At 40.9% G+C, this 18,510-nt stretch carries 13 protein-coding genes; all 13 read left to right on the plus strand.

Going from position 1 to position 18,510, the window contains the following annotated elements; all coding sequences use genetic code 11:
* The first annotated feature begins 70 nt into the window (after positions 1–70).
* The 13 genes from parE (at position 71) to CZ382_RS06090 (ending at position 18,418) form a co-directional block, all read left to right on the plus strand.
* On the plus strand, positions 71–2,026 hold the full coding sequence (parE, locus tag CZ382_RS06030) for a DNA topoisomerase IV subunit B (protein ID WP_088050306.1): 1,956 nt from the start codon (positions 71–73) through the stop codon (positions 2,024–2,026).
* Between the two features lie 116 nt (positions 2,027–2,142).
* Entirely contained in the window at positions 2,143–4,593 is a 2,451-nt protein-coding gene (gene parC / locus CZ382_RS06035; RefSeq protein ID WP_088050307.1) for a DNA topoisomerase IV subunit A, read from the plus strand.
* 142 nt (positions 4,594–4,735) lie between these two features.
* The gene (locus tag CZ382_RS06040; protein WP_088050308.1) at positions 4,736–5,335 is read left to right on the plus strand and encodes a TetR/AcrR family transcriptional regulator; all 600 of its coding nucleotides are present in this window, start codon (positions 4,736–4,738) and stop codon (positions 5,333–5,335) included.
* A gap of 104 nt (positions 5,336–5,439) precedes the next feature.
* Positions 5,440–6,582: an acyl-CoA dehydrogenase family protein gene (locus CZ382_RS06045; protein ID WP_088050309.1), complete on the plus strand. Its 1,143-nt coding sequence runs from the start codon at positions 5,440–5,442 to the stop codon at positions 6,580–6,582.
* A 26-nt stretch (positions 6,583–6,608) separates the two neighbouring features.
* The gene (locus CZ382_RS06050; protein WP_088050310.1) at positions 6,609–8,258 is read left to right on the plus strand and encodes an AMP-binding protein; all 1,650 of its coding nucleotides are present in this window, start codon (positions 6,609–6,611) and stop codon (positions 8,256–8,258) included.
* A complete protein-coding gene (locus CZ382_RS06055) occupies positions 8,255–9,610 on the plus strand; it encodes an acetyl-CoA carboxylase biotin carboxylase subunit (protein WP_088050311.1) in 1,356 nt (451 codons plus the stop codon). The genes CZ382_RS06050 and CZ382_RS06055 overlap by 4 nt, the downstream gene beginning before the upstream one ends.
* Positions 9,611–9,623: 13 nt before the next feature.
* Entirely contained in the window at positions 9,624–9,836 is a 213-nt protein-coding gene (locus CZ382_RS06060) for an acetyl-CoA carboxylase biotin carboxyl carrier protein subunit (RefSeq protein ID WP_088050312.1), read from the plus strand.
* Between the two features lie 89 nt (positions 9,837–9,925).
* Positions 9,926–10,708, plus strand: a complete 783-nt coding sequence (locus CZ382_RS06065) for an enoyl-CoA hydratase (RefSeq protein ID WP_088050313.1) — start codon at positions 9,926–9,928, stop codon at positions 10,706–10,708.
* Between the two features lie 17 nt (positions 10,709–10,725).
* Positions 10,726–12,255, plus strand: coding sequence for an acyl-CoA carboxylase subunit beta (locus CZ382_RS06070; protein WP_088050314.1), 1,530 nt, complete (start codon positions 10,726–10,728; stop codon positions 12,253–12,255).
* Between the two features lie 258 nt (positions 12,256–12,513).
* Positions 12,514–13,002 (plus strand): flavin reductase family protein, encoded by a 489-nt coding sequence (locus tag CZ382_RS06075; protein ID WP_088050315.1) that lies wholly within the window; start codon positions 12,514–12,516, stop codon positions 13,000–13,002.
* Between the two features lie 62 nt (positions 13,003–13,064).
* Positions 13,065–13,520 (plus strand): CBS domain-containing protein, encoded by a 456-nt coding sequence (locus tag CZ382_RS06080; protein ID WP_088050316.1) that lies wholly within the window; start codon positions 13,065–13,067, stop codon positions 13,518–13,520.
* Positions 13,521–13,919: 399 nt separating this feature from the next.
* Positions 13,920–17,546, plus strand: coding sequence for a dynamin family protein (locus CZ382_RS06085; RefSeq protein WP_159457768.1), 3,627 nt, complete (start codon positions 13,920–13,922; stop codon positions 17,544–17,546).
* 2 nt (positions 17,547–17,548) lie between these two features.
* Positions 17,549–18,418 carry a 5'-3' exonuclease gene (locus tag CZ382_RS06090; RefSeq protein WP_088050318.1) on the plus strand — a complete coding sequence of 290 codons (870 nt, stop codon included), beginning with the start codon at positions 17,549–17,551 and terminating at the stop codon, positions 18,416–18,418.
* Positions 18,419–18,510: the final 92 nt, after the last annotated feature.

Here is an 18,510-nt window from a genome sequence, read left to right on the forward strand (position 1 = left end):
ATATACTTTACAACGACAAACATTCGTTCTACTATAGAAATAAGAGGTTAAGGAAGGGGCAGTGTCTACATTGGTTAAACAGCCATTACAATATTCTGATGATTCGATTCAAATATTAGAAGGTCTTGATGCGGTAAGAAAAAGGCCTGGTATGTACATCGGGAGTACAGATACGCGCGGGCTCCATCATTTAGTTTTTGAGATTGTTGATAATGCTGTCGATGAAGCGTTGGCTGGATTCGGAGAGCTTATCAAAGTAACGATACATAAAGATAATAGTATCTCGGTTGAGGACGGCGGCCGGGGGATACCAACAGGAATGCATAGTACTGGCAGACCAACGATTGAAGTCATTTTTACCGTTTTGCATGCTGGTGGGAAATTTGGTCAGGGCGGCTACAAAACGAGTGGCGGATTACATGGTGTTGGTGCCTCTGTTGTCAACGCCCTGTCCGAGTGGATGGAAGTTACCAGTTTTCGCGACGGTTACGCTTATTTTCAACGGTTTGAAAGCGGTGGGAAACCGGTCGGAACCTTGGAAAAAAGAGGCGCGACACGTAAGAAAGGTTCGATCATCCAGTTCAAGCCGGATAACACTATCTTCTCAACAACGGTATTTAATTTTGAAACCTTATCAGAACGGTTGCGTGAGGCAGCATTTCTCTTAAAAGGATTAAAAATTGAATTAATCGACGAACGGGAGAAACAAAAAGAAGTTTACCAATTTCCAGATGGATTGGAATCATTTGTTACCTATTTGAACGAAGAAAAGGATACGCTCCACCCGGTTGTTTCATTTGAAGGCCAGCAACAGGAAATTGAGGTTGATTTTGCTTTTCAGTTTAATGATGGTTACGCGGAAAGTATGCTTTCCTTTGTGAATCATGTGCGTACAAAAGATGGTGGTACACATGAATCTGGAGCAAGAAGTGCGATAACACGAAGCTTTAACGACTATGCCAGAAAAACAGCTTTGTTAAAAGAAAAGGATAAAAATTTGGAAGGTACGGACATTCGGGAAGGATTTACAGCGATTGTATCTGTCCGGATTCCTGAGGAGAAACTGCAGTTTGAAGGCCAAACAAAAGGAAAGCTTGGGACATCGGAAGCAAGGTCAGCTGTAGATGCAGTTGTTTCCGAGAAGCTGGCATACTTTTTGGAGGAAAATCCGGACGTTGCCGGATTGCTGATTAAAAAGGCGATTAAGGCAAAAGAGGCAAGGGTTGCAGCCAGAAAAGCACGGGAGGAAGCAAGGTCAGGCAAGAAGAAACGGCGAAAAGATACACTTTTAAGCGGAAAATTGACACCAGCTCAATCCAAAAATCCGAAGAAGAATGAATTATATTTAGTGGAGGGGGATTCGGCCGGCGGTTCCGCAAAACAGGGCCGTGACCGTAAATTTCAAGCAGTTCTTCCGTTAAGAGGAAAGGTTATTAATACGGAGAAAGCTAATCTTCAGGATGTATTCAAAAATGAGGAGATATCAACAATTATTCACACAATCGGTGCAGGCGTTGGCGGTGACTTTGATTTAGACGATGTTCAATATGATAAAATTATTATTATGACAGATGCTGACACGGATGGCGCACATATTCAAGTACTGTTGTTGACTTTTTTTTACCGATATATGCGATCTTTAGTTGAAGCTGGCAAAGTTTATATTGCATTACCACCTTTGTATAAAATTTCCAAAGGTAAAGGAAAAAGTGAAAAGATCGTCTATGCCTGGGAGGACAGTGAACTAAAGGAAGCATTAAAACAGTTTAAAAATGGGTATACGATCCAACGTTATAAAGGGCTTGGCGAAATGAATGCTGATCAGTTATGGGAAACAACCATGAATCCAGAAACGCGTACACTGATTCGGGTAACCATCGAGGATCTGGCAAGAGCCGAACGAAGGGTGACAACGCTAATGGGTGATAAGGTCGAACCAAGAAGGAAATGGATTGAAAGTCATGTCGAATTTGGCATGAATGATGATGCTAATATTTTAGAGAATGATAAGATTCATACGGAATAGATTATAGTAGTATGTCCGAAAACTTACCAAACAATAGTGGTTAACTTTAGAGTTGGCTAGTTTTTAATTGGCGATTTTTTTTGAATGTATATGTTATGGAATAAGGGGGGATTGGTTTGGCACAACCAGAGAAATATTTGGATCTTCCACTTGAAGAAGTTATTGGTGACCGATTTGGAAGGTATAGTAAATATATTATTCAGGACAGAGCATTACCTGATGCGCGAGATGGCCTAAAACCAGTACAACGAAGAATTTTATATGCCATGCATGAAGAAAAAAACACCCATGATAAAAATTATCGTAAATCCGCCAAAACAGTTGGTACGGTAATTGGAAATTATCATCCACATGGTGACTCACCTGTTTACGAAGCGATGGTCCGGTTAAGCCAGGAGTGGAAGGTACGTAATGTGTTGGTGGAAATGCATGGCAACAATGGCAGTATTGATGGGGATCCTCCAGCGGCAATGCGGTATACGGAGGCAAGACTCTCCAGTATTGCATCAGAGCTGCTGCGTGATATTGACAAAGAAACGGTCGATTTTATGCCGAACTTTGATGATACGATAAATGAACCAGTCGTATTACCTGCCAAGTTTCCCAATCTGCTTGTGAACGGGTCAACAGGGATTTCATCGGGGTATGCAACAGATATCCCGCCACATAACTTGGGAGAGGTTATCGATGCGGTTATTAAAAAAATCGACAAACCTGCTGTGACTATAGATGAATTAATGGATGTCATAAAAGGACCTGATTTTCCAACCGGCGGGATTATTCAGGGTATTGATGGTATCCGGAAAGCATATGAAACCGGTAAAGGAAAGATTATCGTTCGGGGTAAAGCCGAGGTAGAAACGATTCGTGGCAATCGGGAACAAATCATCATTAATGAAATCCCGTACGAAGTCAACAAAGCTACTATGGTCAAAAAAATTGATGAGCTGCGAATCGACCGGAAAGTAGAAGGGATAGCTGAAGTCCGTGATGAAACAGATCGTACCGGATTAAGAATTGTAATTGAGCTGAAGAAAGACGCCAAAAGTGAAGGTGTCTTAAAATACTTGTACAAAAACACCGACTTGCAAGTTACATACCATTTCAATATGGTAGCTATCCAGGATAAAGCACCGAAGTTATTGTCATTACCACAAATGCTTGATGCCTATATCACCCATCAGAAAGAAGTAGTAACAAGGCAAACAACCTTTACACTGAGAAAGGCAAATGAACGTGCGCATATTGTCGAAGGATTAATCAAGGCAATTTCTATTTTGGATGAATTAATTGCAACCATTCGCGCATCCAAAGACAAAGGAGACGCCAAAAAACGTATTATAGCAGCATATGGATTCTCCGAGGCGCAGGCCGAAGCAATCGTAACGTTGCAATTATACCGGCTGACCAATACCGATATTACGGCACTTGAAAAAGAAGCAGATGGACTGCGCAAAAAAATTACGGAATTGGAAGCCATTTTAGCTAGTGAAAAAAAACTGCTGCAGACGATTAAAACCGATTTAAAACAATTGAAAAAAACGTATGCTGATAAGCGGCGGACGATTATTGAGGATGAAATTGAAGAATTAAAGATTAACATCGAAGTAATGGTCGCAAGTGAAGATGTCCTCGTTTCCGTGTCAAAGGATGGTTATATCAAACGAACAAGCCTCAGGTCATATGGAGCATCGAATGGGGAAGATTTTGCGATAAAAGAGGAGGATCATTTAGTAGGTTTAATTGAACTGAATACGACAGATAAACTATTGCTGTTTACGAATAAAGGGAAATATATTTATCTCCCGGTTCACGAACTTCCTGATATCAGATGGAAGGACATTGGCCAACACATATCGAATATTGTTGCCATTAATAATGACGAGCGGATTATTCAATGTATCCCTGTCAGGGAATTTTCAAGTGACCGCTATCTTGTCTTTTTTACAAAAAATGGTATGGTGAAAAAGAGTGAACTGCCGTTATATGAAGCACAGCGCTATTCAAAAGCATTAGTAGCGCTTAACTTAAAAAATGATGATGAGCTTGTTAATGTTTATCAGACAGCTGGACATTCCGATATTTTTATCACGTCCAATAAAGGATATGGATTATGGTATCACGAGTCAGATGTGTCGCCTGTTGGGCAGCGTGCAGCAGGTGTAAAGGCGATTCAACTGAAAAAAGATGAATACGTTGTAAGTGGACAAGTGTTTGATGATTTAGCTGAACCATCAATTGTCCTGGTAACCCATCGCGGAGCTTGCAAGCGCATGAAATTAAATGAATTTGAAAAAACTGGTCGGGCAAAACGCGGGCTGGTTATGCTCCGGGAGCTCAAACATAAAGCACATCGGGTCCGTGGGGCATTCGCCATAAACGAGAATGATACAATTTGCTTTAAAACGAGTACAGGAGAAATATACAGTTTGTACCCGCTAGAATTATCGGCCAGCGACCGGTATAGTAATGGGTCGTTTATCATTGATACCGATACCCAGGGTGAGGTTACGGAAGCATGGAAAGACGCTGACTATCAGCAACCATTTACTGAACAGGAAGAATAAAACAGTTGCCGGGTTCGTCCCGGCTGACTATTACACTCCTCATCTTGTTAAATCGTAAAAATAGACTTTTTCAAAAAATACTTCATATACTCTGAAAAATATGATAAGGTTAAATTACACATTTTCCAAAGAAGGGGGTCCTATGTCTGATTTAAGAAGCAAAATCGTTCAGGCATCACTATTGCTGTTTGAAAAGCATGGTTATCATGGCGTAACTGTCAATGAAATCGTTGAAAAAGCGGGCGCCTCCAAAGGCGGCTTTTATCATCATTTTACATCAAAGGACGAATTATTGTTTGTTATCCATGACACATTTATCACGTACGCGTTAGAAAAAGCAACAATCGCAAATGAAACGTTTGTATCACCCACTGAAAAACTGCGGGCAATTATTAAGGAATTTGTTAAAGTATTTGATTTATACAAACCGCATATTGCTGTTTTTTATCAGGAAACAATCTATTTAAAATCACAATATGAAGTACTGATAAAAAGGAAGCGTGACCAATTTAAGCACATAATATTAGAGACAATCCGCGAAGGCAAGGCATGTGGTGAGTTTCGTGAGGATCTGTCCGTAGACATTACCGGAATGGCGATATTGGGAATGGTCAACTGGACATACAAATGGTACAATCAATCAGGTACAAAGACGATTGATGAAATCGGTGATATTTTTGTGGATTTAATCTTGCATTCCGTTCTATCAGGGGGGGAACTTACCGGGAAAAGTATATACTAACAAATAAATGAAAGCGTTTTTATTAACTGGAAGTGTCCACTTTCATTTTTTTACTACACGAACAGACCAACCAGTCGGTCTTGTTGTTACAAGGGGGATTTAACATGAATTTTGAGCTAACAAAAGAGCAAGCCATGATTAAAAAAATGGTCCGTAATTTTGCGGAAAATGTTATTAAACCACGAGCAATTGAAATTGATAAAACGGCCAAATTTCCGTTAGATATTTTTGAACAGATGGGGGAACTAGGGTTATTAGGTATTCCATTTCCTGAGCAATATGGCGGTTCTGGTGGCGACACGATTTCTTATGCAATTGCTGTTGAAGAAATTGGCCGGGTCTGCGGCAGCACCGGCTTAAGCTATGCAGCAGCAGTTTCATTAGGCGCCAGTCCCATTTATTATTTTGGAACGGAGGAACAAAAAGAAACATTTTTGCAGCCACTCGCAGCAGGAAGTGCTCTAGGATCTTTTGGACTGACTGAGCCAAATGCAGGTTCGGATGCAGCAGGTACTAAGACAACTGCTGTGGCTGATGGTGATGATTACATTATCAATGGTGAAAAATGTTTTATTACGAATGCAAATTACGCGAAAACCATTATTGTTACTGCTGTTACGGGAAAAGATGAACGGGGCAAAAATATAATAAGTGCCATCATTGTTCCAACTGATACGGAAGGTGTTACAACGAAAAGCAACTACGATAAAATGGGTGTCCGCGGATCGGATACGGCGGAAATTGTTTTGGATCATGTTCGCGTACCAAAGAAAAACCTGCTGGGTGATCCGGATAAAGGCTTCAAACAATTTTTACATACCCTTGACGGCGGCCGAATTTCCATCGGAGCACTAGGGTTGGGGATCGCTCAAGGCTCACTGGAAAAGGCGCTGGAATATGCCAAGGAAAGAAAACAATTTGGTAAATCCATTTCCAATTTCCAGGCTATCCAGTTCAAGCTTGCCGATATGGCAATGGAAGTAGAGCTGGCGCGGAATATGGTACACAAGGCTGCCTGGTTAAAAGATCGAGGGAAACCGTTTACAAAAGAGGCTGCTTTTGCTAAATTATATGCTACAGAGACCGCATTCCGCTCGGCGAATCAGGCTATTCAAATCCTTGGCGGTTATGGTTACATGCGGGAATATGAAGTGGAACGTTATTTGCGGGATGCAAAACTATTGGAAATTGGCGAAGGAACTTCCGAGATTCAACGACTTGTGATCGCTAGACAACTAGGATGCTAGAATAAAGGAATGAAAGGAGAACGTTCATGAGTTTATTAAATCTGACGGTTGGCGAGTTATTAGAAGAACAAGTGAATTTGTATCCGGATCAGGAAGCGGTTGTCTATCCAGAGTTGAACCTAAGAAAAACATACAAAGAATTTAATGAAATGGCTGACCAAGCGGCAAAAGGGCTAATGTCTTTAGGGATCAAAAAAGGAGAGAATGTGGCCATTTGGGCTGATAATAAACCGGAATGGCTAACGGCACAGTTTGCAACAGGAAAGATGGGGGCAGTACTTGTTACTGTCAACACGAATTATCAGGCACAAGAACTGGAATATCTATTAAAGCAATCCGAATCTACAACATTAATTTTGGCAGAATCCTATAAAGGGACATCCTACATCGATATTTTGCAACAGGTATGTCCTGAGTTCACAGATGCAGAAAAAGGGAATCTCCAGGCGCAAAAGGCTCCCCACCTGAAAAATATTATTGTGATTAGTGATCAAGATTATCCAAACGCCTATACGTGGAAAGAAGTAATGAACAAGGCCGCAGAAGTTAGTGATGGGACACTTGCGGAACGTAAAAATTTCTTACGCTATGATGATGTGATTAATATGCAATACACTTCCGGGACAACTGGTTTTCCCAAGGGTGTCATGTTAACTCATTACAATATCGTAAACAACGGCAAACAGATTGCTGATTGTATGAAACTGACAAATGAAGATCGGCTCTGCATTCCGGTTCCTTTTTTTCATTGCTTTGGCTGCGTGTTGGGCGTACTTGCAGCCGTTTCCAAGGGAACAACAATGGTTATATTGGAGCAATTCGATGCAGAAAAAGTGATGAAAGCTGTTTCAGATGAAAAATGTACCGGGTTGCATGGGGTTCCAACAATGTTTATTGCCGAATTAAATCACCCGAATTTTTCCAAATATAATTTTTCCTATTTGCGTACAGGAATCATGGCCGGATCAACGTGTCCAATTGAAGTAATGAATGATGTCATGACCAAAATGGGAGCCTCCGAAATTACGATTGCCTATGGCCAAACCGAATCATCACCGGTAATCACCCAGACAAAAACAGATGATCCAATTGAATTGAAAGCACGTACGGTTGGCAGGGCACACCCGAATGTTGAAGTAAAAATAACAGTACCAGGAACAAACGAGGAGCAGGAGCAGGGGCTGCCTGGTGAATTGTGCACGAGAGGGTATCATGTGATGAAGGGTTATTACAATAACGAAGCAGCAACAAATGCTGTAATCGATAGTGAAGGCTGGCTCCATACAGGGGATCTTGCCGTTATGGATGAAAATGGTTATTTAGAAATAACCGGTCGCATGAAAGATATGATTATCCGTGGCGGCGAAAATATTTATCCACGGGAAATAGAAGAATTTCTTTACCAGCATCCGGATATTCTGGATGTGCAAATAATTGGCGTGCCTGATGCGAAATATGGTGAAGAAGTAATGGCCTGGATTGTCTTAAAAGAAGGTATTCTGTTGACCGAAAAGGACGTACGGCAGTTTTGTGAAGGGAATATTTCCAGGCATAAAATCCCGAAATATATTCAATTTGTTGATGATTACCCAATGACGGCAAGTGGAAAAATCCAGAAATATAAATTGAAAGAACTTGCGTCAAAGCAATTTGAACAGAAGGGTGCGAGTTTATGATTAAAAAAATATTGATCGCAAATCGCGGTGAAATTGCAGCCCGGGTGATACGGACGTGCAAGAAATTAAACATCCGTACGGTTGCTGTTTTTTCCGAAGCGGATCAAAAGGCACCATTTGTCGCACTTGCGGATGAAAGCTATTTACTTGGCCCGCCGCGTGTTAATGAAAGCTATTTAAAAGCAGATAAAATAATCCAAATCGCAAAGGAAGCGAATGCGGATGCAATTCATCCCGGCTATGGGTTTTTGAGTGAAAATGCTGTGTTTGCCGAGAAGTGTCAGGAGGCTGGGTTAACGTTTATCGGTCCACGCGGTGCTATCATGAAAAAAATGGGAAGTAAAATTGAAGCAAGGAAAACAATGCAGGCAGCAGGTGTCCCGGTTGTTCCCGGAACAGATGGTGCAGTCGAAAGTGCTGATGAGGCACTCGCAATCGCTAAAGAAATTGGCTATCCAATCATGTTGAAAGCATCTGCAGGCGGTGGCGGAATCGGAATGCAAGTTGTCGAATCTGATGCAGAATTGACGAAGGCGTTTGCCAGCAATTCCAAACGTGCGGAAACCTTTTTTGGTGATGGGGCGATGTTTATGGAGAAAAAGCTGGAAAACGCGCGTCATATCGAGGTTCAGCTCTTAGCCGACGAGTACGGGAATGCCGTTCATTTGTTTGAACGGGAGTGTTCCATTCAGCGCAGAAATCAAAAGGTAGTCGAGGAAGCACCATCTCCATTTATCTCCGAAATGACCCGGATGAAAATGGGGGAAACAGCTGTAACAGCAGCCAAAGCAATCGGTTACACAAATGCTGGCACAATTGAATTTCTTGTTGATGAAGAAGAGAACTTTTACTTTTTAGAAATGAATACGAGAATTCAAGTAGAACATGCAATTACCGAAGAAATTACCGGGCTGGATATTGTGGAGGAGCAGATTAACATCGCAAATGGGGAAGCATTAACTATTGATCAGGCCTCATTAAACATTAATGGGCACGCAATTGAGGTTCGGATTTATGCGGAGGATCCCGTATCCTTTTTCCCTTCTCCAGGACATATTACAACGATGGAAGCACCAGCTGGAGAGAATGTAAGAAATGAGCTTGCGGTAACCGCAAATTATGATGTAACCCCTTACTATGATCCGATGATAGGCAAGCTGATCGTGACCGGAGCAACAAGAGCTGAGGCAATCGAAGTACTGAAGTCCGCGCTGGGAAACTATAAAATTGACGGAATTAAAACGAACATACCGATGCTTGAAACGGTAATTGATCATGAAGCATTTAAAGCTGGCAACACAACTACAGCATTTGTACAAAAACATTATTTACCAATGGTTAAAACCAATTAAGGAGGAAACAACAATGCAGGAAGTGAAAGCATCAATGGCAGGAAGTGTATGGAAAATTACAGTTAATAAAGGGGAAAGTGTGGAAGAGGATCAGGATATTGTCATCTTGGAATCAATGAAAATGGAAATACCGATTGCTAGTGAAGAGGCAGGTACCGTAAAGGAAATAAAAGTTGCGGAAGGCGATTTTGTTAACGAAGGAGACGTTATCGCGATTATTGAATAACTATATTTCTTAACCAATGCTCGTGCTCCTTTGAACAGGTATTGCGGGTATTGGATTTTGGCATGAATATTTTGTCAGGAGGGTTTAGGTTGACCGCACTTGTCCATTATGAAATGACAGATGACCATATCACAATCATAACGTTAAACCGACCAGAGGCAGCTAATGCCATGTCAAAGCAGCTGCTTGCGGAATTAGATGAATGTGTTCACAACATTAATCAGGACAATGAAATTCGCTGTGTTATCATAACAGCAGCAGGAGAAAAGGCTTTTTGTGCAGGTGCCGATTTAAAAGAACGCAAGGGAATGAATGATCGGCAAACAATCGAAGCGGTCCGCTATATTGGGGACACGGTTACAGCTGTTGAGCAAATAAAGATACCGGTTATCGCCGCGATCAATGGTGCTGCTTTTGGCGGAGGATTAGAGCTGGCACTCGCTTGTGACATCCGTATCGCATCCGGGAATGCCAAAATGGGGTTAACCGAAACCTCACTTGCTATCATTCCAGGTGCAGGGGGAACACAACGGTTAACGAGATTAATCGGAGTAGGGCAGGCAAAACGATTGATTTTTACAGCAAAACCAATCTTGGCTAAAGAAGCGTTGGATATAGGGCTGGTCGAGCAAATCAGCCCTGCAGATAAATTAAGAGAAAATACACTCGAACTTGCCAAACAGATTGCCCAAAACGGACCAATTGCATTAAGACAAGCGAAAACAGCTATCAATCTGGGCTTGCAAACTGATCTTGCAACAGGTCTGAACATTGAGCATTTATGTTACAGGGAAACCATTCCAACTAGTGACAGGAGTGAGGGACTGGCAGCATTTAAAGAAAAAAGAAAAGCCGTATATGCCGGAAAATAAGTTAGGGGGCTGTAAACATGACTTATGTAGAAGATTTACAACAACGGGTAGCGAAAATAAAACAAGGCGGAAAAGAAAAATACCATCAAAAAAATGCCGAAAAAGGGAAATTATTTGTTCGCAAGCGATTGGAATTACTTTTTGACGAGGACATTGACATAGAAGATGCATTTTTTGCAAATTGTGTAGATGATTCGCTGCCATCGGATGGCGTTGTCACCGGCATTGGCAGCATAAACGGCCAGACTGTTTGTGTAATGGCCAATGATTCAACGGTTAAAGCAGGTTCATGGGGGAAGCGCACCGTTGAAAAAATTATTCGCATTCAGGAAACAGCGGAGAAGCTTGAAATGCCAATGCTATACCTAGTTGACTCAGCCGGTGCCCGGATAACCGATCAAATCGAGATGTTTCCCGGGCGCAGGGGAGCGGGGCGGATTTTTCATAATCAAATTAAATTATCAGGCAGAGTACCGCAAGTATGTTTGTTGTTTGGTCCATCCGCGGCTGGCGGAGCATACATACCAGCATTTTGCGATATTGTCATCATGGTTGACGGGAATGCTTCCATGTATCTTGGTTCACCACGGATGGCGGAAAAGGTAATTGGTGAAAAGGTTTCACTTGAAGAAATGGGTGGGGCAAAAATGCATTGCTCGATTTCTGGCTGTGGAGACGTCCTGGTGAAAACAGAGAAAGAAGCAATTGCCTATACCCGCAACTATTTAAGCTATTTCCCAGCAAATTTCAAAGAAAAACCAAAAGCTATCACGGCAAAAGATGTGAAAGCATTTGATAAGTCAATTTCTGATCTGATTCCGGAAAATCAAAATGCTCCATTTAATATGTACGATTTTATTGATCGCATTATTGATGAAGACAGTTTTTGTGAAATTAAAAAGAAATTTGCGAAGGAACTAATTACCGGCGTTGCCCGTATTAATGGAAAATCAGTTGGTATTATTGCGAATCAGCCACGAGTTAAAGGTGGCGTTTTGTTTCCTGATTCAGCCGATAAAGCGGCAAAATTTATTCAATTATGTGATGCATTCAATATTTCCTTATTATTCTTGATGGATATCCCGGGCTTTATGATTGGTACGAAGGTGGAACGTGCCGGCATCATCCGCCACGGTGCAAAAATGCTTGCGGCAATGAGCGAAGCAACTGTTCCCAAAATTTCTGTTGTAGTCAGAAAAGCATATGGTGCCGGGTTATATGCAATGGCCGGACCGGCATTTGAACCAGACTGCTGTTTAGCATTGCCGACTGCCCAAATTGCAGTTATGGGACCGGAGGCAGCTGTTAATGCTGTATATGCCAACAAGATTGCCGAACTTCCGGAAGAGGAGCGCCCAACATTTATTCAAGAAAAACAGGATGAATATAAAGATAATATTGATATTTACCGGTTGGCCTCGGAATTAGTTGTTGATGCTGTCGTGGAACCTGATAGATTGCGTTCAGAATTGGTAACACGTTTTGCCATGTATGAATCAAAGGCTGTCTCATTTACGGAAAGAAAACATGGGGTTTACCCGGTATAATTTATGAAAGCAGGTCATCATACGGTTTTAATTCGTATGATGACTTTTTACCTTGTTTAGCTTGATACATTATTAGCCTGTAGCAGTTTTTAATTGGTTTTTAGAGGAATGCTGAAGATTTTTGAAAGTTTCTGAACCAAGCCAGAAATTCGCTGAACCGTCTTGATTATCTCCGCAAAAACATCTTTTTTCTATTTTTCTTTTATTGGTGATATCCTTGTTTTGAGTGAATTAGGAGGAAGGTGGGGGAATTCCATAATGGATAGTCGGTTTTTTCGTGATGCTATGGAGAAGTTTGCAACCGGTATCACAATTGTAACAACAAACTATAATGACGAGATTATCGGGATGACAGTAAACGCATTTATGTCCGTTTCACTGGATCCTAAGCTAATTGCTATCTCCATTGATGAAAAAGCTTCTATGTACGATAAGCTGCAAAACACGAAAAAATTCGGATTAAGTATCTTATCAGAAGATCAAAAGGAATTGGCGATGATTTTTGCCAGACAGATTGAAAAGGATCGACAAAAAATACCTTATATAGAACTAGATAATATACCAGTTATCGATAATTCACTTGCAGCAATGTCCTGTTATGTTAAAGATACGGCTAAGGCAGGGGATCATATGATTTTGATTGCCGAAGTAACCCAAATCAATATGGGGCAAGGGGATCCGGTCTTATTTTTTGGTGGTAAATACCGTTCTATCGCATCAAATAAACATACCAAGTCCAACAAGTAAGAATGGCAATTCATGATTTGGTAAAATATACTTAATGTATAAACCTATAATGGGGTGATAAAATGAAGGTTAGTGAATTTATGATTACTGACGTTATTTCCGTTACAAAGGACAGGTCAATAAGAGAATTGCTGGAACTGCTTGTAAAAAATAAAATCGGCGGTGTCCCGGTTGTGGACGAACAGAATAGACTATGTGGAATGGTAACAGATGGTGATGTCATTCGTTTTTTACAGCCTAAGGGCAGAACTGTTTATGATATGTATGCACTCGTTATTTTCAGTGAGAGGGAAGACCTGCAGCATAAATTGGATTACGCTGTTGATGATAAAATTGGTAACCTGATGCGAAATAAACCAATTTATTCGGTTCATCCTAATGATACTTTGGATGCGGCAACATCGATCTTTTCCAAGCACCGCTTTAAGAAAATACCTGTTATTGATGATGACAATAAAGTTGTAGGTGTTATCAGCCGTGGTGATGTAATCCGTTTTATTTCAACAAAATTGATTTAACTATATGTGTGTGCAAAAGTCGCCCACTTATCATTTGGTGACCTTTGAACTCCATTATAGTCGAAATGATTAGGACTTCTGTATCTCGCAGAAGCCCTTTTATTTTAAAGCTTAGGCAAAAGGGCTGGATAATTTTGTATATTTGTATAGCATGTAGTAAGGAAGGTTTTTGATATTAAGGCGGACTTACATAAAGTGATTGCAATATTGATAAGCAATTTGTTCATCGTTGAAATGCTATTTAATATTGGGAGACTGGCCGTTTTTCTCTTTAATGCAGGTAAGTGTCATTATGGTTTAAAGAAATATCCGCACATTTAGTGATCCGGTAGCATTTGGGTGTGAAACAACGTATAATAGAAGTATATGAACTGTTAAATAAGAAAGGAAATGTGCATCTTGGAATTGACTACTTCACCACCGCAAGCGGGAAAAGAAGAGCTTACAGCGCTGTATGAAGTGATGCTTGCAAATGGAGATCAAGAAAGCGCAACGAAGATACTGGAGTTATATAAGAAGTGGAAAAATGATGAATTTGTCGTTAGCTTTGCCGGCCACTTTTCAGCAGGCAAATCAACGATGATCAATACCCTTTTAGGGGAAGATATCCTCCCTGAAAGCCCGATCCCAACAAGTGCTAATGTTGTGAAAATCACTTCTGGTCTAGGTGTAGCGCGGATCTATTTTCATGATCAGGCGCCAATGGAATATAAAGAACCGTACGACATGGAAACGATTAAAGACTATTGCAAAGATAAAGATACCATTAAAAAAATAGAATTAAGCACTTCCGGAACTATTGTACCAGAGCGGACTGCCATTTTTGATACGCCCGGCATTGATGCAGCAGATGACGCGGATCGTTTGATTACAGAGGCGTCGATGCATCTTGTTGATCTGCTAGTGTATGTCATGGATTATAATCACGTCCAATCCGAGGTGAATCTGCAATTTTTGCATACATTGCATGAAAAACGAATTCCGTTTTATGTGGTGATTAATCAGATAGATAAACATGACAAAGCGGAAATATCCTTTCAAATGTTCGAAAACAGTGTAAAACAAACGTTTCAGCAATGGAACATCATTCCTGAAGCAATCTTTTATACATCATTAATAGCTGAAAATAGTGCACATAATCAGTTTCAGCAGTTAAAAGCGGATTTATTTTCCTTGATGACGGATGGCCGGGATGAATCACCTTCAATCGCCCATTCTGTTCAGCAAATAATGGATGAGCATAAACACTATTTAAATCATGAATTTGCGGCAAAAATGACATCCTTTCCCGGGCAAGGTGGGGAGGAAGATGATATTTACCTGCACAAACAGGCGCTTGAACAACAGATAACGGATGTAGAAGATAGTCATTGGCAGCTGGATGAGGACTTTCATCATGAATTGCAATCGACCTTAAACAATGCTTATCTAATGCCGCACGAATTACGAGAGAAGGCAGCAGCGTTTTTAGAGGCACAGCAGGACGATTTTAAGGTTGGACTATTTAGCACAAAGAAAAAAACAGCTGCGGAAAGGGAAGTCCGTTTACAGACTTTTTTGTATGCATTGCGTGAAATGATGGAAGCAGCTATTCAATGGAAATTACGTGATAAATTTACCGATCTGCTGAAGAGATACGGGGTAACCGATCAAGGACTTTTGGAATTAGCCCAGCAGGTTTCGGTTGACTATACAGCAGAGAATCTTATTGGACTAATTAACCCCGGTGCAAAAGTGAATGGTCAAGCGGTGCTAAATTACACAAACGAGGTCAAACAGGATATAAAACAAAAATATAAACGTAAGGCGCTGCAATTATGGGAAGCGATTGATAAGCAAGCAGCCAAGGAAAATAACCGGAAACTGGCAGACTATCAAAAGAAACTGGCACAGTTGACAAATGCAATTCAGCAGCATGAAGAGATCGCGAAGTTGAAACAGACGTTACGAGATAAACAAAAGCAGCTGGAAGATATACTGCATTATCCAGATCGATATGCTACCATTTCATTGGATCAGGCCGTTTTAGAAAAAAATACCCGTTTCGAACAACGTACCCTTTTAAAGCAGGCGCCAGATGATAACACGCAACCGTTACCAGAAGTCCGGCAGCAGGTTATACCGCACAACGATAAAACACAATCCGTTGATGCTGTTACCGAAAGTATGGGACAAACGATTGAAACGATTACTTTATTACCAGGTTTTCAGTCGATCATTGCTGACTTAACAAGAAAACGGCAGCAGTTGCTTGAACGGTCTTATACAATCGCGCTGTTTGGAGCGTTTAGCGCCGGAAAATCATCGTTTGCCAATGCATTGATTGGTGAAAATGTTTTACCAGTATCACCAAATCCAACAACGGCAGCAATTAACCGGATATGTCCTGTCACGGAAGGCCATCCTCATGGCACTGTTGTCGTACACATGAAGACGGAAGATACATTGTATGCTGATTTATTTGCGATTACGAAGCATTTTTCACCAGCAGCTGCTGATTTTACTGACCTGATTCAGTGGGTAAACACAAATAACATACAACAAAGCAGCGAGCTGAAGCAAATGCATCAATCCTATTTACAGGCCATGCTGACCGGTTATCAGGAAAGTAAGGATGCAATTGGGGATCAGCTTGTCATAACAATGGACGGCTTTCAAGATTATGTCAGTGACGAAACGAAGGCATGTTTTGTGGAAGCAATTGATCTCTATTTTGATTGCGAGCTGACGAGAAAAGGAATTACCCTTGTCGATACACCTGGGGCGGATTCCGTTAATTCACGACATACAAATGTTGCATTTGATTATATCAAATATGCGGATGCAGTATTTTTCGTCACCTACTATAACCATGCATTGTCACGGGCAGATAAAGACTTTCTCATGCAGCTTGGGCGGGTAAAGGATGCATTTCAGCTTGATAAAATGTTCTTTATTGTTAACGCCTGCGATTTGGCAAAAGACGATAAGGAACTGCAATTAGTAACCGATTATGTGGAAAGTCAATTAGTACAATTAGGTATTCGTCTTCCTCGAATTTTTCCGGTCTCGAGTAAACAGGCATTGCTGGCGAAACAAAAACAGGCAGCTGTTGATCATCATATGCAGCAATTCGAGCGGGAATTTTATCAGTTTATCCATAACGATTTGGCTGCTTTATCGATTCAAGCTGCTTTACTGGATATAAAACGGGCATATCAATCGATAACGAATTATATTGTATCAGCAAGTTTAAATGAACAGGAAAAAGAACAATACCGGATACAGCTTTTTTCAAAACGGGAAATGCTGGAACAAGCGGCGAGTGAAATGGATGCTGGTTTGTATGCAGAACAGATCAGGCAAAAGCTGGATAAACAATTGTATTACGTCATGGAACGGTTCGGCATTCGCTTTCATGATATGTTTAAGGAATTCTTCAACCCGGCAACGATAACAGAATCAGGTCAACAGGCCACACAACAATTGACTAAGAGTCTTGCTGAGCTTCTGGATTATGCGGGATATGAATTAGTACAAGAATTACGCGCTGTTTCACTAAGAGTCGAAGCTTTCCTAAAGTCGCTTGCTAATGATGCCTACCAAGGGTTCAAAAGGAAAGCCGAACAAATCGATGAAAAATTGCTGCTCCCTAAATTGGGTGCTGTTGATCTTTCAACCCCCGAGCATGAACAAGCATTTACCGAGCTTGATACAGGGATTTTTCAAAAAATACTGGGTCGCTTTAGAGGAACGAAAGCGTTTTTCGTGAAAAATGAAAAAGAGAAAATGAAGGAAGAGCTGTATCAGACGTTAACACCTTATGCCGAGGACTACATGATTGAAAATAAAGAAAAAATGATGTCCTCCTATCAGAAACAATGGAACGACATGATGAAACAAGTGCAGCAGGATACACTGGAAACGATTGACAAATATATTGATGACGCCTTATCGATGCTGTCGGAAACGATCGATATTGATTTATTAAAGGCGAAACAGCAGGAGCTTCGAGCAATTATGGCTGAACATGGAAATGAGGGTTGAGGATGGTAAAGACAAATAAAATATTACTTGTCGATGGCATGGCACTATTATTTAGAGGTTATTATGCAACAGCATTCCGTGGAAACTTTATGAAGACAAGCAAAGGGGTACCGACAAACGGTATTTATCAATTTTTACGATATTTTCTTGACGCAGTTGAGAAATTTGCCCCAACGCACGTGATTTGCTGCTGGGATATGGGAAGCAAAACATTTCGTACGGATTTATTTGCGGGCTACAAGGCAAATCGGGGCGAGCCGCCGGAAGAATTAATCCCGCAATTTGATCTGATCAAGGAAGTGGTTGCGGCGTTTGATATGCCGAATGTTGGCATAGAGAATTTTGAAGCAGATGATTGTATTGGCACGTTGGCTCAGCACTTTAACCATGAACATGATGTGATTATTTTAACTGGTGATCAGGATATCCTGCAGCTGGTTGATAAGGGAATAAGTGTGGCGATCATGAAAAAAGGACAAGGTAATTATGATTTATTCACAGTGGGAAACTTTTATGAAAAACGCGGGATTGCACCGAAACAGGTCATTGAGTTAAAAGGGTTAATGGGTGATACATCGGATAATTATCCAGGTGTTAAAGGTATCGGTGAAAAAACGGCATTAAAACTGATTCAGGAATATGACTCGATTGATAATATGTTAGCCAATATTGATCAATTGCCAAAAGGTGTGCGCAACAAAATTGAAGCTAATCTTGATATGCTGCATTTATCAAAGGAGCTGGCAAAAATAAAGTGCGACGTTCCAGTAAGCTGCCCATTGGATACAGCACTTTGGCAATACGATAAAGCCAAAATTAACAATAAGTTTCTTGAACTGGAATTTAAGCATTTAACAAAATTAATTGGATAGCAAGCAAAAGCGGGTCATACGTTGTTGACCTGCTTTTTTATGTAGAATAAATAAGTATGAGACAGGCAACCTAAAAAAGGAAAGAACGCAAT

The organism is Virgibacillus dakarensis (genome assembly GCF_900155625.1).
In the GTDB taxonomy this organism is placed as follows: domain Bacteria; phylum Bacillota; class Bacilli; order Bacillales; family Amphibacillaceae; genus Lentibacillus_C; species Lentibacillus_C populi.

Coding starts and splice junctions, on each gene's coding strand:
- CZ382_RS06040 (WP_088050308.1), top strand. CDS start 4,736: ATGTCTGATTTAAGAAGCAAAATCGTTCAGGCATCACTATTGCTGTTT.
- CZ382_RS06045 (WP_088050309.1), top strand. CDS start 5,440: ATGAATTTTGAGCTAACAAAAGAGCAAGCCATGATTAAAAAAATGGTC.
- CZ382_RS06050 (WP_088050310.1), top strand. CDS start 6,609: ATGAGTTTATTAAATCTGACGGTTGGCGAGTTATTAGAAGAACAAGTG.
- CZ382_RS06055 (WP_088050311.1), top strand. CDS start 8,255: ATGATTAAAAAAATATTGATCGCAAATCGCGGTGAAATTGCAGCCCGG.
- CZ382_RS06060 (WP_088050312.1), top strand. CDS start 9,624: ATGCAGGAAGTGAAAGCATCAATGGCAGGAAGTGTATGGAAAATTACA.
- CZ382_RS06070 (WP_088050314.1), top strand. CDS start 10,726: ATGACTTATGTAGAAGATTTACAACAACGGGTAGCGAAAATAAAACAA.
- CZ382_RS06075 (WP_088050315.1), top strand. CDS start 12,514: ATGGATAGTCGGTTTTTTCGTGATGCTATGGAGAAGTTTGCAACCGGT.
- CZ382_RS06080 (WP_088050316.1), top strand. CDS start 13,065: ATGAAGGTTAGTGAATTTATGATTACTGACGTTATTTCCGTTACAAAG.
- CZ382_RS06090 (WP_088050318.1), top strand. CDS start 17,549: ATGGTAAAGACAAATAAAATATTACTTGTCGATGGCATGGCACTATTA.